Source organism: Pseudonocardia sp. Ae150A_Ps1 (assembly GCF_001932315.1).
Taxonomy (GTDB): Bacteria; Actinomycetota; Actinomycetes; order Mycobacteriales; family Pseudonocardiaceae; genus Pseudonocardia.
Genome location: NZ_MCIJ01000001.1, coordinates 1,624,437 through 1,639,277 on the forward strand (window position 1 = coordinate 1,624,437; position 14,841 = coordinate 1,639,277).

Sequence of the window (14,841 nt, forward strand, 5' to 3'; positions counted from 1 at the left end):
TCACGAGTCGGGAAGGGATCCGGCCACATCCGGCCGCCGTGCTTCCCGATCGGTGATCTTGGGCCGGCCAGGGTTGAGTGTGCCGCAGCGTCCGGGTGTCTCGTGGTGGCCGGACACCTGGACGGGAGGACCGCACGATGCCCGACGCCCTCACACCTGCGGAGTTCCACGAGACGGTCGGCCGGACCGTCGCCGCGGGCCCCGCACGGATCACCCTGCACATGGACTTCTCCCGGAACCGGGAGGCCGTCGAGGAGGGGCCGCGGCGCCGCGGGATCCTGCCGGCACTCGCCCGCGCGGTCGTCCGGCGTCTCCCCCGCGAGCTCGACGCCGAGGGGGTCCTCGACGTCGCCGGCCGGCGGGCCATGTTCGACCAGGGCCACATGGCCGCGGTGCAGCTCGGGGACCGGGTGTGGTCTGGACGCCCCGGACGCACGCTCGACTCGCTCCCGTCCGGCACGGCCCCGGAGCTCGTCACCCCGCTCCGGCTGTTCGACAGGCTCGCGACGGTCACGGCGGTGGAGGACCGGGGGCCCGACGACGGCCTCCGGCACGTCACCGCGACGACGGACGGTTCGCCCGAGCCGGTGGAGGTGTGGCTGGACACGCACGTCCGGCGGATCCGGGCCGGGCGGGACGCGACGACCATGACGCTCGACGCCTTCGGGACCGACGTCGACGGGCTGGACTGGACGCGCCTGCCCGGCTCGCCGGACGGCCCAGGGACGACGTGACGCGCCGATACCCCGGGAGCGTCCCCCTGATCGATCCGCCACGGCGGTCGACGACGCTGGCCGACGGCAGGCGACTGACCTGGCAGGAGTTCGGTGTGCCGGACGGCGAGCCCGTCCTGTACTTCCACGGTGGCGGGAGCACCGGCCTGGAGAGCGGCATCTTCCACCGGGAGGCCGTCCGGAACGGGATCCGTCTGATCGCGCCGAACCGGCCCGGCGCGGCCGGCTCGAGCCTCTGCCCCGGGCGGCCCGTCGGGGCCTACTCGGACGACGTGACCGAGCTGCTGGACGGCCTCGCCGTCGGGACCCTCGCGTGTGTCGGTGAGTCGAACGGGGGCCTGGTCACGATGGCGGTCGCCGCCACGATCCCGGAGCGGATCATCGGCGCCGTGCCCGTCAACCCGACGCTCCCGTGGTTCGATCCGGTGGCGCGGCAGGTGTCCTCACGGTCGGCGGCGACCGGGTATCGCCTGATCCGGTACGCGCCCCGGCTCGTCGCCGCGCTGGAGCGGTACTCGCCGGCGCGTACCCGCCGGTCGACGTCCGCCCCGGACGCGGACGGCCCGGGATCCCGCGTGGATCCGGCCGGTCCGCCTCCCGGGATCGAGCACGACGTCGGCGAGTTCCACCGGCGCGTCCTGACGGAGCGCGCCGGCCGGCAGGCACTGCTGGCCGAGATGCGGTGGGCGAGCGCGAGGTGGGGATTCGACCACTACTCGATCCCCGTGCCACTCGACATCTTCTGCGGCGCCCACGACGCGCAGGCCCCGTTCGCACTCGTGCTCGCGGACCGCAATCCCGCGGCGCGCTTCCACCAGTTCTCCTTCGGTCATCTCGGCTACTCGCACCCCGATGCCAGGCGCCGGATCATCGCGACCGTCGCGGGCTACCGGGACGTCCGCCGGTGAGCCCGGGCGCCGTCCCCGGTCCTCCGCCGTGGACCGCCACGCAGACCCACGAGAGGACCGCGACGACGACGAACACGGAGTAGACGACCCCGTACCCGGCGGCGAGCGCACCCGCCGACGCGGCGACCGGGGCGACGAGACCGGCGACGCCCCAGCCGGTGAAGACACGGCCGTAGGTCGCGCCGAACCGCCCACCGGGGACGACGTCGGAGACCGCGGCCGGGACGAGGGTCGACAGCGCGCCGTACTGGGTCCCGAGCAGGAACAGCGCCGTCAGCGCCAGGGGGCCGCCCGCCCCGGCGGCGAGCGCGACGCACACGACCACGAGCAGCGCCGAGTTCGCGTGCAGGGTCGCGCGGCGGCCCACCCGGTCCGAGACCGGTCCGGCGACCAGCCGCCCGACGACGTTGCCGAGGTTGAGCAGCACCACCGCCGACGCCACGGCCGCGGCCGGTCCGGCGAGCCGGCCGGCGAGTGCGAAGGCGGCCAGGGCCGGTGCGCTGCCGAGACCGAACCCCAGCCACAGGGCGACGACCGGGCGGCGTGGCACCCGTCCGCCGTCGGTACCGGACGGCGCAGCCGGGGCTTCCGGGGCTTCCGGGGCTTCCGGGGCTTCCGGGGCGGCACCCGGCAGCAGCACCGCGGCGGCGAGGAGGACGGCGCCGAGGACCGCGGCCAGCACGACGAAGGTCCCGCCGCGCCCGGCCACCACCAGCAGGACCGCCGCGACCGGGGCGAGGACCGCGGTCCCGACCGCGTAGGAGGCCACCACCAGCCCGAGCGCGAGCCCCCGGCCGGACCGCACGGTCCCGGCCACCCGCACCGCGGTCGCGTAGCCGAGTCCGGCGGTGGCACCGAGCACCACGCCGAACGCGATCACCAGGACGACGACCGACGTCGCCGCGGCGCTCCCGAGCAGACCGGCGACACTGCCGGCCGCCGTCACCAGTGCGAGACGGCGGGGAGCGACCGAGTCGGCGATCCGGCCGCCTGCGAGGACCCCGGCCGTGAACGCCGCGAGACCGACGGAGAAGACGCCGGCCAGCGCGGTGGTCCCGGCCCCCAGCTCACGCTGCGCCGACGCGGTGAACACGTCCCACGCGAACAGGGGGCTCACGGCGAGATCGAGCAGCACCGCGCCGGCGATCGCGCGCCGTCGGCCCATCCCGACCTCCGTCCCCCGCCGGGTGAGCCGTCACCCGGCGGGCCCTGCCGCTGGGCGGTCCGACCGGGAAGGTCTCACGACCGGGCGGTCGCGCGCTGCGTCACGCCCCACCGGGGTGCGTGTACGACGTGACGCGGGGTCAGTTCCCACCGGCGTCGAGCAGCCAGTGGTAGCGGAGCCGCAGGGCCCGTTCCGTGCTCCCCAGCGCGGCCGCGACGGCGAGCGTGATGTTGAGCCAGATCGGCAGGTGGATCGGCGACACGAAGACGCCGATGTTCTCGGCGATCGGGGGGATCCGGGAGATCGGTTCGAGGATCTGCAGGATGTTGAGCCCCAGACCGATCACGACGACGATCACCGAGACGAACCCGAGCACGCGGCTCAGCCCGGGGCTCTCCCGCTCGAACCGGGCCCGGCGTCCCTCGGCCGACCTCGGGTCCGGGGTGAGCTGGTACTCCGCACCGGCCGTCGTCACGTAGTGGCACCGCTTGACGCCGAAGCTCGTCGTCGCCACCTCGATCGCGCCGCCCTCGACGGGGAAGACGGCGGGGACCTTCGACTCGGCGTGGTGGCGGCCGTCGCGGTAGAGCTGGGCCCGCACGACGCCGTCCTCCTTGTCGCCGTTGTGCCGCACGTCGACGCTGTACTCGACCGGACGGCCGTCGTCGCCCGTCAGCCGCAGGTGGAGAAGTGCCCGGCCGGTGAGCATCTGCCACCAGCGGAAGCGCTTCAACGGACGCCCGTCCCCCGGCTTCACCCGCCGGACGGCACGGTCCCGTCGCCACTGCTTGAACATGTCGTCCCCCGACGCTTGTCCGACCTGGCTAACACACTGTGTTAGCCGCTGCATCGAGAAACTAACACGTTGTGCTAGTACGATGCGAGCGGAGGTGCACGATGGAGCGTGACGACGGTGAGCCGAGCAGCCGGGACAAGGTCCTCCGCGCCGCCATGCAGATGTTCGGGGACGACCCCGGGACGAGACTGACCGTGCGGGCGGTCGCAGCCCGGGCCGGGGTGAGCACGGGATCGCTCCGCTACCACTTCCCGACCCAGCGCGAACTGCAGGACGAGGTGCTCACCCGCATCTACGACCTCGTCGTCTCCGACGACACGATCCACGACACCACGACGCCCGCCCGGGACCGGCTGGTCGGCTGCCTCCGCCAGGTGCTCGTCGGCACCGGCGTGGGCGAACAGGCGCGAGCCGCGACGCTGAAGGTCGTCCGGGAGTGGGTCGAGCCCGAGCCGACCGAGGACAACCGGGCCGCCTACCTCGCCATGGAGCGGGAGATGCAGCGACGGGTCGAGTACTGGCTGACCGTGCTGGCGAACGAGGGAGCCGTCGCCGCCGACGACACCGCACGACGGGCGAAGTTCCTGCTCACCGTCGTCAACGGGCTCGGCCTGGAGCGGGCGCTGCCCGCCGGGGAGTCACTGCTGCAGACGGAGACGGACACCCTCTACACGGCCGTCGACGGAGTTCTCGGTCCGCGCTCCTCGTGAACGGTGGCGGACGTCGTCGAGACCGGTGGGGCAGCCACGTGCCCGGTGCCGATGCCGCCGCAGTGCGCCGGTCCACCACCCGTCCGACGGCCTCCCGATCGCGTGGACGACGACCGCCACCGACGCGACGGCATGCAGTAGACGCTCTGCGGTCGTCCCGCCGTTGCCGTTACCGCGAGAGGTCTCCGTGGCACGGCCGTGTCGTTGCACCGGGCCGGTCCGGCGGTGAGCAGCGACGCCCGGGGCCAGCACACCGAGTCGAGCAGGCATCCACCGACGCGCGCGTAGCCGCAGGGGCCCGGCGACACGTATCGCGCGGGAGCGCCGACCACGGTGGAGTGTGATGTGACGGCAAAGTGCGACATTCTCGCCGAGAGGACGACCTTCGTCGACAATGAACCGATCCGGACACTGGAGGTTCGCAGACCATCCGTCCGGACAACGGTGCACCCCGGTACGGACTGGACAGGTGTCGACGATTCGAGCAATGTGGGGACATGACGAACTCCAGACGGGACACGCTACTCGCGCGACTACCGACGCGCGCGTCCGCGGAAGACCTGTACGACGGCGACATCGTGCTGCATTCAAGTGGAACATTCCTTACAGTGATCACCCAATGGCACGGAGAACTCCGATCCTCGCCGATCTTCACCCTCGGAGTGACCGCACTGGACCCGGCCGCATATAGCTTTTCGACAGATCTGGAGATGCACGACGAACACGAGTTCCGGGGAGACTACCTCCTGCTCGGCGAGCTAGGAACGAAACGCTCCCTGCGACTCCCCCGTGACACCGCCGGGTTCTCCGATTTCGACACCGGAGGACTGTTCACCCGCCGTTCGTGCATCGAACTGCTCCCTGAGTCGGACGCGGCGCCGGACTCAGAGTTCATCCTGGAGGATGGTCGTCCGTACCACCTCGGGAGAGCGGAGACCTTGACTCCGCCGGCAGGCTACGCAGATGGGCGTTTCGCGGGCCTCCTGTGGAGGGACTACATCCGACAGCGCGACCAGCGAGGGAGCACGCTCGCCCTACTCGGGTGACAGATGCGAGCGTCGTGCGATCCATGAGATCGAGACCTCCACAGGAACCGCATGCACATCCTCTACCACCCAGAACCCCTGGACGGTAAGGAGGTCGTAGTCATCCGGAATCCCGGAGACATCGATCTCGCCGGGCCCATCGTCCGTCCGGAGCCGACACCCCGAACTCGCATTCGAGCGGCACATCTCGTGGACCGCGTCCATGGTCGACATGTCTGCCCCTTCCTGCATCCCACGGAAAGCAAACACCTCGATACGCTCAGGAGGCGTCGCAGAGTCGACCCTCACCAGATCCGTCACGACGGGCGCCCCGCTCCACGAGGGCTGCGACGGCGGGATCATGTCCACCCCCACGCCGATCGACTCCATCCCAGCGGAGAAGACCTGCCTCAACATCTCGCCGTCGGTCGCGTCCACAGCGCGCGGGAGCGTCCTGAAGTCCCCGTTGCGGGGCACCAGCTCAAGCCGCCTCCCCTGGTCCGAGAAGCCCAGCCCAGCGGGGTGCCTGGAATCAGCAGAGCAGGCGAGAGTCCCTGCCGACAGTACGCCGACCAGACAGAGCAGCCACCATGGCGCTGCACCTGAGTCGTTCCTGCGCCTCGCCACCACCGTCGAAACAGTTCCCGGCGATAGCCTCCCGTATCCGACGGTCAGGACACAGCCCCCGGGCGACTGACGCACTTCAAGGGCTGAGGCGTCTGGTTGTAGAAGCTTTCCGACCAGCTACGCCCGTTGATCATCGCATAGAATCGTCCACTACCTCGATAATTGTAGATCTGACCGGGAGCACATGCCTTCGGCGTCACGACACGAATATTCCGGACCGGCCGACTGTCGCGTCGACTCGTGAGATGTTCCCATCCGTACCACCGTGATCTGTACAAGCTCCCCTCGACAGAGTGGACCGACGGCGGAAGCCGGCACTGACCATCAAAGTGAACATTCACGGTGTACGTCACACCGGGGGTCCCGGAGATGTGTGGATAGTCGATCCCACCCCGGCACGCAATCTGCTCCGAGCCTGCTTCATGTCCGATCTGACCAGCTCGATAGTCACGACTCTCACCGAGGCCGCCCTCGTCCGGTGGCACCGGAGCAACCGACGAGTTCACCGCCGCACGCGATGACCCGTGCATCGCATGCGCAGCGGCTGCGCCGGGAGTCAGTACGATGCACGCTGCCATGAGCACTACGGTGGACAGCATTCGACACGTCGTGGATCGCTGCACAGCAAGCTCCTTCTCCTGAGGTCCTCTACCACTCAGATGGAACCGCATGAGAATTCTGGAGAAAATTACTCGTTAGGCGGACTCGGCTCTGCTTACGCCCCGTCAGTCACTACCGTCACACGGGGACGCCACGAACCGCGTTCACAGGGCGCAGAGAAGAGCGGCACCGCAGAAGACCGTCCGTCCCTCACCGGACCGGCGGTGCGGCACGACAACATGGACTGCAACTCCGTGCTGCGGTCACCTGGGACGCACTGGACCTGGACGCGAGAACCACCGAGGCAAGGGGGCACCGCCATCCGCATCAAGGGCAGGACCTGTCGATCACGTGGAAGCCGAAGCGCACGAGCGGGAACGGAATGCTGGAGCTGTCGAACCTGGCGGTGACGACGCTCCGTGAGTCTCTTCCGCCGACTCGGACGTCGTCGGAGACGATCTGGTGCTCCCCGCTGCCATGGGCGGCCTGCGCGACCCGTCGAGCACCTGGGCCGACCTCTGGGACTCCTGGTTCAGCGGCAGGATCACCTCGACCGGCACCAAGAACGTGCTGGAAGCCTTCGGTGACACGTGGTCCGCTGAGACCACTTCTGGGTTCTTCTAGAGGCTGATCGCGGCCGAAGCCGTGAAGTAGCCCCCTGATCTGGGGAATGTGCTCCTCCGACTGGACTCGAACCAGTAACCGCCCGATTAACAGTCGGGTGCTCTGCCATTGAGCTACGGAGGACCGCTTGTCGCCGCCCTGAACACTCGTCCCGGCGACGGATCAAACTCTACAACACCCTCCGGACCCGTCTCGCAACCCCCCGTTCGGCCGCTGTTGTCGCAGGTCGGGCCCCGATCCGGGTACCACCCCGGTGTCCCGCGGCACCCGGGTACGGTCGCGGTCGGAGGTGAGGGGAATGGTCAGGTTCCTCGTGGGAGTCGCGGTCGGGTACGTCCTCGGCACCAGAGCCGGGCACGAGCGGTACGAGCAGTTGGTGCGTGCCTACCACCGGGCCGTGGACCATCCCGTGGTGCAGGGCGCGGCGGGAGTCGCGCAGGCGGGCGTGGAGGGCGCGATCGGCAAGGTGCGTGGCGAGCGCGCCGACGGCGACGGGCACTCCTGAGGCACCTCGCGGCGGGCGGTCAGTGTTTCCGGGCCACCGCGAAGACACGGCGGAACGGGAACCAGGTGCTGCCGTCGGCGCTCGGCGGGTAGGCCGCGCGCAACCGCGGGGCGAGCTCGTCGACGAAGGCGGCGTAGGCGTCGTCGTCGAGGGCGTCGCGCACGGGCCGCAGCGCCGTGCCGGAGATCCAGCGCAGGACCGGGTCGTCGCCCTCGAGTCGCTGCAGGTAGGTCGTCTCCCACGCGTCGACCACGGCCCCGGAGTGCGCGAGCAGATCCGCGTAGCCGAGCGGGTCCAGGACGGTCTCGTCGCCGCGCAGCAGGATCCGTGCGCGCCAGCGGGGCTGCGCCGCCACCTCGCGGGTGAGGACGTGTGAGGGCGCGCCGAAGTTGCCGGGCACCTGCATCGCGAGCCACGCCCCGGGAGCCAACACGGCGATCCACCGGCGCAGGACGTCGGCGTGCTCGGGCACCCACTGCAGCACCGCGTTGCTGACGAGCACGCCGGTGTCCCGTGGCGGGGTCCAGTCCCGGACGTCGGTCAGTGCCGCGTCGACGCCCGCCGACCGTGCGGCCTCGACCATGTCCGGCGACGAGTCGAACGCGTCGACCGTCGCGTCCGGCCAGCGCCGGGACAACAGGCCGGTGAGGTGGCCCGGCCCGCAACCCGCGTCCACGACCCGCGGCAGCCCGGGATCGACCGCGCCGACCCGCGCGAGGAGGTCGACGAACGGGCGGGAGCGGTGGTCGTCGAACGCCCGGTAGAGCTCGGGGTCCCAGCTCGCGGCCGTCACCTCGGCGCCCTCACCCGGCGTCGCCTCCGGGCAGCCGGTCCGCGATGCCCTCGGCGAGCCGCCGGACGGCCACCGGGTCGGTGCCGGTGTCCGGCCGGACCTGGACGATCAGCCCGTCCAGTCCCGGGATCCTGCGCTGGAGCACCCACGCCCCGCCGCCGGGGAGCTCGCGCCGGTTGCGGGACCGGATCGACTGGTCGACCCGGTCCCGGACCGCCTGGGGCACCTTCCCGGGCTCCGGGAGTCGGAACCGCTGCGGCACGGCGTCGGACAGCAGCTCCGTGCCGGGGGCGATCTCCTCGGCGGTCGTCGGCGTCACCACCAGCGCCGTCCTGTCCCACGTCGCCTTCGCGATCTCGTGCCAGCCGATCCGCTCCCCCGCGGGCGGCCAGACCCCCCAGGACGTGACGACGAGCGTCCCGCCACCCGCGACCGTCGCCACGGCGACGACCGCCTCCTCGCTCCCCAGCCGGTCGGCGACGGCGGCGGGGACCGGGTCCCGGCCGAACAGCCGGCCCCAGAACCCGCTCACGACGCGACCCCGGCGGCCTGCTCGCGCAGCTGGATCTTGTACTGTTCCAGCGGGACGAGCACGCCGAACAGGTCCATGTACTCGTCGTGGTCGGTCTCGGAGTTGGTCCGCTGCAGCTGCGACTTGAGATCGGCGATCTCGCGCTCGACCAGGCCGAGCCGTACCCCGGCGAGGACGCCGTTGACGTAGCGGAGCTCGTCGGTGTTCCGCTTGGGGAGCTCCAGTCCCTCGACGGCGAGCTCGCTGACCAGCCGTTTCACGTCGTCGGTCGCGATCTCGGCGACGACGGCGTCGAGCCACTCCGGCCCCTCCAGCCCGGCTCCCACCCCACCCGCTCCGAGGATCGCCCGCTGCACCGCGGCGAACTGCGGGTGGGTGAAACCGGCCTCGGGGAGCTCGTCGAACCCGGGCCCGACGACGCCGGGGATCTGCAGGGCGGCCTTGAGCGCCTCGCGCTGCAGGTGCAGCTGCGTGTCGTCGCGCTTCGGGGCGGGGAGCGGCGCCCGGCGGCGCGACCGGCCCTCGGCCGGGCCCCCTGCCGTCTCGCGTACCCGCCGCACGACGACGGCGATGTCGTCCCACCCGACCCAGCCGGCCAGCCGGCGGGCGTACTCGTCGCGCAGGTCCTCCCGCTTGATCTTGGCGACGATCGGGACGGTCTGCTGCAGCGCCGCGACCCGGCCCTCGGCGGTCTCCAGCCGGTGGTTGCGCAGCTCGGTGCGGATCGCGAACTCGAACAGCGGCTCCCGGCGGGCGACGAGGTCCTTCACCGCGGCGTCGCCGTGGTTGTGCCGCAGCTCGCAGGGGTCCTGGCCGTCGGCGGCGATCGCGACGTAGGTCTGCGTCGCGAAGCTCTGGTCGCCCTCGAACGCCTTCTGCGCGGCCTTCTGGCCGGCGTCGTCGCCGTCGAAGGTGAAGATCACCTCGCCGCGGTCGAACGAGTCGTCGCCGATCAGCCTGCGGATGACCGAGATGTGCTCGGAACCGAACGCCGTGCCGCAGGACGCGACGGCCGTCGGCACCCCGGCCAGGTGCATCGCCATGACGTCGGTGTAGCCCTCGACGACGACGACCTGGCGCGACTTCGCGATCTCCCGCTTGGCCTGGTCGAGCCCGAACAGCACGTGCGTCTTGCGGTAGACCGGTGTCTCGGAGGTGTTGAGGTACTTGGCCTCGATGCCGTCGTCGTCGAACAGGCGGCGGGCGCCGAACCCGACGACGTCGCCACCGAGGTCGCGGATCGGCCACAGCAGCCGCCGGTGGAACCGGTCGATCGCGCCGCGGCGGCCCTCCTTCGCGATCCCGGACTTGATCAGCTCGTCGAGCTGGTAGCCCTGCCCGAGCAGGTGCTTGGTGACGGTGTCCCAGCCGGCGGGCGCGTAGCCGCACCCGAATTTCTCGGCGGCGGCCTGGTCGAACCCGCGCTCGGACAGGAACTGCATCGCGGCCCGGCCGGCCGGGGTGCGCAGCTGCTCGGCGTAGAACTCGGCGGCCTTGCGGTTGATCTCCAGCAGCCGGGAGCGGGTACCGCGGTCCCGCTGGACCGACGACCCGCCACCCTCGTAGGTCAGCCGGACCCCGCACCGGTCGGCGAGCCGCTCGACCGCCTCCGGGAAGCCGATGACCTCCATCTTCATCACGAAGTCGATCACGCTGCCGTGCTCGCCGCAGCCGAAGCAGTGGAACGTGCCGTGCGAGGGGCGGACGTTGAACGAGGGGGTCTTCTCGTCGTGGAAGGGGCAGAGCCCCTTCAGCGAGCCGGCACCGGCGCGGCGGAGCGCGACGTACTCCTCGACGATCTCCTCGACCCGGACACGGTTCCGGACCTCGGTGATGTCAGCGTCCCGGATCCGTCCTGCCACGGATCCGATTCTAGGCCCGCCGGTTCAGCTCCGGGGCGCGGTCCCGACCGGCGCCGGATCGGCGGCTTCGACGGCCCGCCTGCGGGCGCCCGGGAGCCTGCCGAGACCGACGAACATCCCGACGAGCGCGATGCACAGACCCAGCACGGCCTGCACCGTGAGCGGCTCGCCGAGGATCGGGACCGCGCACAGCGCCGTCGTCGCCGGGACCAGGTCGAGCAGCGACGACACGAAAACCGTCGAGCGCCAGCGCAGCAGCAGGAACATCAGTACGAAGGCCCCGGCCGAGTTGAAGATCCCGAGCCAGCCGACGGCCAGCCACCCCCCCGGCCGACGACGGCACCCATCCCGCCCCGAGGAACGGCCAGGCGACCAGGGTGGCCACCAGCGACGTCCCCATCTGGACGACGACGCTCGTCACGACGGGCGTCCGGTCGTTGAACCGCTTCTGGTAGAGCGTGCCGGCGGTCAGCGAGAGCATCCCGAGGACGGGGAAGACGACGTCGCCGCCGATGCCGCCGCCCAGGTCGTCGGCGAGCACGACGTAGACGCCCACCGCGCCGATCAGCAGCCCGAGGACCGGCGCGACGCCGAGCCGGGTCGCGAGCAGCAGCGGCGTCAGCAGCCCGACCAGCAGCGGCGCCATGCCCAGGATCAGGCTGGACAGCCCGGCGGGCACGCCCGACGACAGTCCGGTGTAGACGAACGAGAACTGCCCGACCTGCAGCAGCAGCGCAGTGACGCCGAGGTGCATTCAGGCACGGCCGCGCGGGAGCCCGGGCCGCAGCACCAGGGCGGCGGCGAGCATCACCGCCAGCGCGATCACGAACCGCCAGAGCAGGACCGTGGGGACCTCCATGTACCCGGTCGCGATCTTGCCCGCGATGAAGCCGGACGCCCAGAGCGGGACGAAGAGCACGGCCAGCACGGGAACGAGCCAACGCGGGAAGGTCACCCCACCACTTCAACGCATTGCTAAAGATGTCGGCAAGCGGAGGTGGGCGGGACCTCACCGGTGGCGCCGTAGCACGACCCGGACCACCCGGAGCGAGCTTTCACACAGAGTGACGACCCGCGCGGCGTGTCCGCCGCCCGCCGCCGATCGCGTCGGTGAACATCGCTCCGTGCGTGGTCGTCGTGGTCGTCAGGGTCATCGGTGTCGTCGGGGTCGTCGGGTGAGAGCCGCAGGGGTGCTGGCGGCGGTGCTGGTGGTGGCGGGCTGCGGAGCGCCGGGGTCCTTCGCGGACCTGGCGGCCGCCGGCACCGGGGTGGTCGAGACGGACGTGGTCGAGGCGGGGGTGGCGGCGCCGTCGTCGCCGGACGGCCACGCCGCGGCGCCCGCCGCGGGGAACGCGTCGGCGGCGCTCGCGGGCCTGCAGGTCAAGGGCCGGGCCCCGCAGACCGGGTACGCCCGCGGCGAGTTCGGGCGCCGCTGGGCCGACATCGACCGAGACGGCTGCGACCAGCGCAACCAGGTCCTCGCCCGCGACATGGACCGTGAGACGTTCAAGGCGGGCACCCGCGACTGCGTCGTGCTGACCGGCTCCCTGCGCGACTCCTACACCGCGACGACGATCTCCTTCACCCGCGGCCAGGGCACCAGCGACAAGGTCCAGATCGACCACGTCGTCGCCCTGTCGGACGCCTGGCAGAAGGGCGCCCAGCAGCTGGACGAGGCCACCCGCGAGCGGATCGGGAACGACCCGCTCAACCTCGTCGCCGTCGACGGCCCGACCAACGGCCGCAAGGGCGACGGCGACGCCGCCACCTGGCTCCCACCGGACCGCGGGTACCGGTGCGCCTACGTCGCCCGCCAGGTCGCGGTGAAGGCCAAGTACCGGCTCTGGGTCACCGCCGCGGAGCGGGACGCGATCGACCGGGTGCTGCGGACCTGCCCCGACCGGTCGGTCCCGACCGAGGCCGATGCGGCGAAGCCGGCGGTCAGCCTGCGCTGACCGCGCGCCCGCCCCGGTCGCGACCGCACAGCTCGCGGTGCCACGCGATCGCCTGCGGGTCGGTGAGCAGCGCGACCTGGTCGACGACGACCCGCAGGCGGACCCGGTCGTCGGGGGCGGCCGCCCAGTCCTCGGCCCGGACCGGGTCCAGGCCGGCCGGACCCCGCCCGGCCAGGGTCGCGACCAGCTCGTGGAGCAGCTCCCGCTGGCGGGACTGCATCGCCAGCCGCTGCGGATCGCTCATCACGTAGCGGGTCGCGAGCGCCTTGAGCAGCACGACCTCGGCCTCGGCCCGCGCCGGGACGACCAGCCCGGCACGGTGCCGGGCCAGCGGTGCGTCGCCGTGGGCGTCGAGGGTCGCGTCGGTGGCGGCCAGCGCGAACCGCCCGACCAGCTCGGACGTCATCCGCTTCATGGCGACCAGGTCGTCACCGGCCGCGGTGCGCACGTCGAACCCGCGGACGGCCCGGACCACCGGCAGCGCGTCGAGCCGGGCCGCGGCCTCGGTGCAGGCGGCCGCGTCCGCCCCGAACCCGGCCGCGGCCTCGGCCGCGAGCGCCTCCCGCTCGGCGCGCGACGACAGCACGGCGAGATCCATCCGGCCGGCCAGCACCGCGTCCTCGACGTCGTGCACGGAGTACGCGACGTCGTCGGCCCAGCCCATGACCTGGGCCTCCGTGCTCCGCACGCCCGGGCGGGCACCCAGCCGCACCCATTCCAGCGCGGCGGCGTCGTCGGCGTAGGCGCCGAACTTCCGCTCCGCGCCGCGGCGCGGCCACGGGTACTTGGTGGACGCGTCGAGGGTGGCGCGGGTGAGGTTGAGCCCGCCGGGCACGCGGCCGTCGACCGAGCGGGACTGCGGCTCCAGCCGGGTCAGGATCCGCAACGTCTGCGCGTTGCCCTCGAACCCGCCGCACGCCGCTCCGGCCTCGTCGAGAGCACGTTCACCGTTGTGCCCGAACGGCGGATGACCGATGTCGTGCGCGAGCCCCGCGGCGTCCACGACGTCCGGGTCCAGACCCAGCTCCTCGGCGATCCCGCGCCCGATCTGGGCGACCTCCAGCGAGTGCGTCAACCGCGTCCGCGGGATGCCGGTGACCTCGGCGCCCTCCCCCGGCCCGACGACCTGGGTCTTGCCGGCCAGCCGGCGCAGGGCCGCGGAGTGCAGCACCCGCGCCCGGTCACGGGAGAACGGGCTGCGCCGCTCCACCCGGCCGCGCTCACCGAGCCCGGACCCCTTGGGCGGCTCGGGGTGCCGGCGCTCGGCGTCGGCCGGGGTGTAGCCCGGGTCCACGGACGAGGTCATCCCTGGCCGCTGCTCGCGGTGTCGACCGAGGCGTGGGTCAGCTCGTAGAACAGCAGCGCCCCGGTCTCACGGTAGATGTAGTGGAACTGGGTCTCCCGGGTCTGGACCATCGGCCCGCTGCGGGTCGGCGACGTCCACGCCTCCAGCCCGGCGTCGCGGGCCATCGTGCGGGCGCGCAGGCTGTGCCACGGGTCCGACACGAGCAGCGCCGACTCCCAGCCCTGCTCGCGCGCGGTCCCGGCGACGGCCTGCAGGCTGCCGAGCGTGTCGACGCCCTCCGGCACCGCCTCGACCGCGGTGCTCGGCAGGCCCTGCTCGATGAGCCACTCCCGGCTGGCCTCGGCCTCGGTGTAGCGGTCGCCGGACTGCCCGCCGCCGACCGTGACGATCCGCGGGGCCACACCGTCGCGGTAGAGGTCCTCCGCGTGCCGCAGCCGGGCCGCGAGCACCGCGCTCGGCTCACCGTTGTACTGCGCCGCCCCGAGCACGATCACGGCGTCGACCGGGCGCTGGTCGTCGATCCGGGCGACCTGCCACACCCGCAGCGCGGTCACGCCGACCACGGCGATCAGCATCACGAGACCGCCGACCACCAGCCGGGCGCCCCAGGTCATCCCGGTGCGGACCGGACCGGGCGGCGGTGCGGACGGCCGCGCGGACGGGCGGCCGGCGGGCGGCGACCCGCCCAGGCCGCGACGG

Annotated in this window: 17 protein-coding genes and 1 tRNA gene; 7 read left to right on the top strand and 11 right to left on the bottom strand. The window is 72.2% G+C overall.

What is annotated here, in order from left to right:
• The first annotated feature begins 137 nt into the window (after positions 1-137).
• Both Ae150APs1_RS07230 and Ae150APs1_RS07235 read left to right on the top strand, forming a co-directional pair.
• On the top strand, positions 138-734 hold the full coding sequence (locus Ae150APs1_RS07230; protein WP_010224250.1) for a hypothetical protein: 597 nt from the start codon (positions 138-140) through the stop codon (positions 732-734).
• A complete protein-coding gene (locus tag Ae150APs1_RS07235; protein WP_075296561.1) occupies positions 731-1,642 on the top strand; it encodes an alpha/beta hydrolase in 912 nt (303 codons plus the stop codon). Before Ae150APs1_RS07230 ends, Ae150APs1_RS07235 begins: the two co-directional genes overlap by 4 nt.
• Here the strand turns inward: Ae150APs1_RS07235 and Ae150APs1_RS07240 are convergent.
• The gene (locus Ae150APs1_RS07240) at positions 1,602-2,807 is read right to left on the bottom strand and encodes an MFS transporter (protein ID WP_075296562.1); all 1,206 of its coding nucleotides are present in this window, start codon (positions 2,805-2,807) and stop codon (positions 1,602-1,604) included. The two genes, Ae150APs1_RS07235 and Ae150APs1_RS07240, sit on opposite strands and share 41 nt — an antisense overlap.
• A gap of 139 nt (positions 2,808-2,946) precedes the next feature.
• On the bottom strand, positions 2,947-3,564 hold the full coding sequence (locus Ae150APs1_RS07245) for a hypothetical protein (RefSeq protein WP_227012815.1): 618 nt from the start codon (positions 3,562-3,564) through the stop codon (positions 2,947-2,949).
• Positions 3,565-3,704: 140 nt separating this feature from the next.
• Here Ae150APs1_RS07245 and Ae150APs1_RS07250 point away from each other — a divergent pair, with 140 nt between their 5' ends.
• Together Ae150APs1_RS07250 and Ae150APs1_RS07255 are read left to right on the top strand one after the other, a co-directional pair.
• The gene (locus Ae150APs1_RS07250) at positions 3,705-4,313 is read left to right on the top strand and encodes a TetR/AcrR family transcriptional regulator (RefSeq protein ID WP_075296566.1); all 609 of its coding nucleotides are present in this window, start codon (positions 3,705-3,707) and stop codon (positions 4,311-4,313) included.
• A gap of 497 nt (positions 4,314-4,810) precedes the next feature.
• A complete protein-coding gene (locus Ae150APs1_RS07255; protein WP_075324273.1) occupies positions 4,811-5,359 on the top strand; it encodes a hypothetical protein in 549 nt (182 codons plus the stop codon).
• Here the strand turns inward: Ae150APs1_RS07255 and Ae150APs1_RS07260 are convergent.
• Positions 5,348-5,776, bottom strand: coding sequence for a hypothetical protein (locus Ae150APs1_RS07260; RefSeq protein WP_075296570.1), 429 nt, complete (start codon positions 5,774-5,776; stop codon positions 5,348-5,350). The genes Ae150APs1_RS07255 and Ae150APs1_RS07260 overlap by 12 nt on opposite strands.
• Before the next feature lie 1,251 nt (positions 5,777-7,027).
• Between Ae150APs1_RS07260 and Ae150APs1_RS31935 the strand changes: the two genes are divergently transcribed.
• Positions 7,028-7,189: a hypothetical protein gene (locus Ae150APs1_RS31935; RefSeq protein WP_170918055.1), complete on the top strand. Its 162-nt coding sequence runs from the start codon at positions 7,028-7,030 to the stop codon at positions 7,187-7,189.
• Positions 7,190-7,240: 51 nt separating this feature from the next.
• On the opposite strand, the gene Ae150APs1_RS07265 is transcribed toward Ae150APs1_RS31935, so the two are convergent.
• Positions 7,241-7,312 (bottom strand) — tRNA-Asn (locus Ae150APs1_RS07265).
• A 175-nt stretch (positions 7,313-7,487) separates the two neighbouring features.
• Here Ae150APs1_RS07265 and Ae150APs1_RS07270 point away from each other — a divergent pair.
• Positions 7,488-7,694 carry a hypothetical protein gene (locus tag Ae150APs1_RS07270; protein WP_010224239.1) on the top strand — a complete coding sequence of 69 codons (207 nt, stop codon included), beginning with the start codon at positions 7,488-7,490 and terminating at the stop codon, positions 7,692-7,694.
• Between the two features lie 19 nt (positions 7,695-7,713).
• Here the strand turns inward: Ae150APs1_RS07270 and Ae150APs1_RS07275 are convergent, their stop codons facing one another.
• The 5 genes from Ae150APs1_RS07275 to Ae150APs1_RS31025 are packed head-to-tail and all read right to left on the bottom strand — an operon-like array spanning position 7,714 to position 11,836.
• A complete protein-coding gene (locus Ae150APs1_RS07275) occupies positions 7,714-8,487 on the bottom strand; it encodes a trans-aconitate 2-methyltransferase (protein ID WP_075296572.1) in 774 nt (257 codons plus the stop codon).
• A 10-nt stretch (positions 8,488-8,497) separates the two neighbouring features.
• Complete coding sequence (locus tag Ae150APs1_RS07280; RefSeq protein WP_075296574.1) at positions 8,498-9,019, bottom strand: hypothetical protein; 522 nt, start codon at positions 9,017-9,019, stop codon at positions 8,498-8,500.
• Positions 9,016-10,881 (bottom strand): DNA primase, encoded by a 1,866-nt coding sequence (gene dnaG / locus Ae150APs1_RS07285; RefSeq protein WP_075296576.1) that lies wholly within the window; start codon positions 10,879-10,881, stop codon positions 9,016-9,018. Before dnaG ends, Ae150APs1_RS07280 begins: the two co-directional genes overlap by 4 nt.
• Positions 10,882-10,891: 10 nt before the next feature.
• Positions 10,892-11,635: a hypothetical protein gene (locus tag Ae150APs1_RS33385; RefSeq protein WP_249266250.1), complete on the bottom strand. Its 744-nt coding sequence runs from the start codon at positions 11,633-11,635 to the stop codon at positions 10,892-10,894.
• The gene (locus Ae150APs1_RS31025; protein WP_139316825.1) at positions 11,636-11,836 is read right to left on the bottom strand and encodes a hypothetical protein; all 201 of its coding nucleotides are present in this window, start codon (positions 11,834-11,836) and stop codon (positions 11,636-11,638) included.
• 220 nt (positions 11,837-12,056) lie between these two features.
• On the opposite strand from Ae150APs1_RS31025, the gene Ae150APs1_RS07295 reads away from it, so the two are divergent.
• Positions 12,057-12,836, top strand: coding sequence for an HNH endonuclease family protein (locus Ae150APs1_RS07295; protein WP_249266251.1), 780 nt, complete (start codon positions 12,057-12,059; stop codon positions 12,834-12,836).
• Here Ae150APs1_RS07295 and Ae150APs1_RS07300 read toward each other — a convergent pair.
• Both Ae150APs1_RS07300 and Ae150APs1_RS07305 read right to left on the bottom strand, forming a co-directional pair.
• Entirely contained in the window at positions 12,823-14,142 is a 1,320-nt protein-coding gene (locus Ae150APs1_RS07300; RefSeq protein WP_075296580.1) for a deoxyguanosinetriphosphate triphosphohydrolase, read from the bottom strand. The two genes, Ae150APs1_RS07295 and Ae150APs1_RS07300, sit on opposite strands and share 14 nt — an antisense overlap.
• Positions 14,139-14,756 carry a YdcF family protein gene (locus Ae150APs1_RS07305; RefSeq protein ID WP_029239822.1) on the bottom strand — a complete coding sequence of 206 codons (618 nt, stop codon included), beginning with the start codon at positions 14,754-14,756 and terminating at the stop codon, positions 14,139-14,141. Before Ae150APs1_RS07305 ends, Ae150APs1_RS07300 begins: the two co-directional genes overlap by 4 nt.
• Positions 14,757-14,841: the final 85 nt, after the last annotated feature.

Bases quoted from the DNA above. Each gene is read 5' to 3' on its own strand.
- Ae150APs1_RS07230 (WP_010224250.1), top strand. From the start codon at position 138: ATGCCCGACGCCCTCACACCTGCGGAGTTCCACGAGACGGTCGGCCGG.
- Ae150APs1_RS07270 (WP_010224239.1), top strand. From the start codon at position 7,488: ATGGTCAGGTTCCTCGTGGGAGTCGCGGTCGGGTACGTCCTCGGCACC.
- Ae150APs1_RS07300 (WP_075296580.1), bottom strand. From the start codon at position 14,142: ATGACCTCGTCCGTGGACCCGGGCTACACCCCGGCCGACGCCGAGCGC.
- Ae150APs1_RS07240 (WP_075296562.1), bottom strand. From the start codon at position 2,807: ATGGGCCGACGGCGCGCGATCGCCGGCGCGGTGCTGCTCGATCTCGCC.
- Ae150APs1_RS33385 (WP_249266250.1), bottom strand. From the start codon at position 11,635: ATGCACCTCGGCGTCACTGCGCTGCTGCTGCAGGTCGGGCAGTTCTCG.
- Ae150APs1_RS07250 (WP_075296566.1), top strand. From the start codon at position 3,705: ATGGAGCGTGACGACGGTGAGCCGAGCAGCCGGGACAAGGTCCTCCGC.
- Ae150APs1_RS07305 (WP_029239822.1), bottom strand. From the start codon at position 14,756: ATGACCTGGGGCGCCCGGCTGGTGGTCGGCGGTCTCGTGATGCTGATC.
- Ae150APs1_RS07255 (WP_075324273.1), top strand. From the start codon at position 4,811: ATGACGAACTCCAGACGGGACACGCTACTCGCGCGACTACCGACGCGC.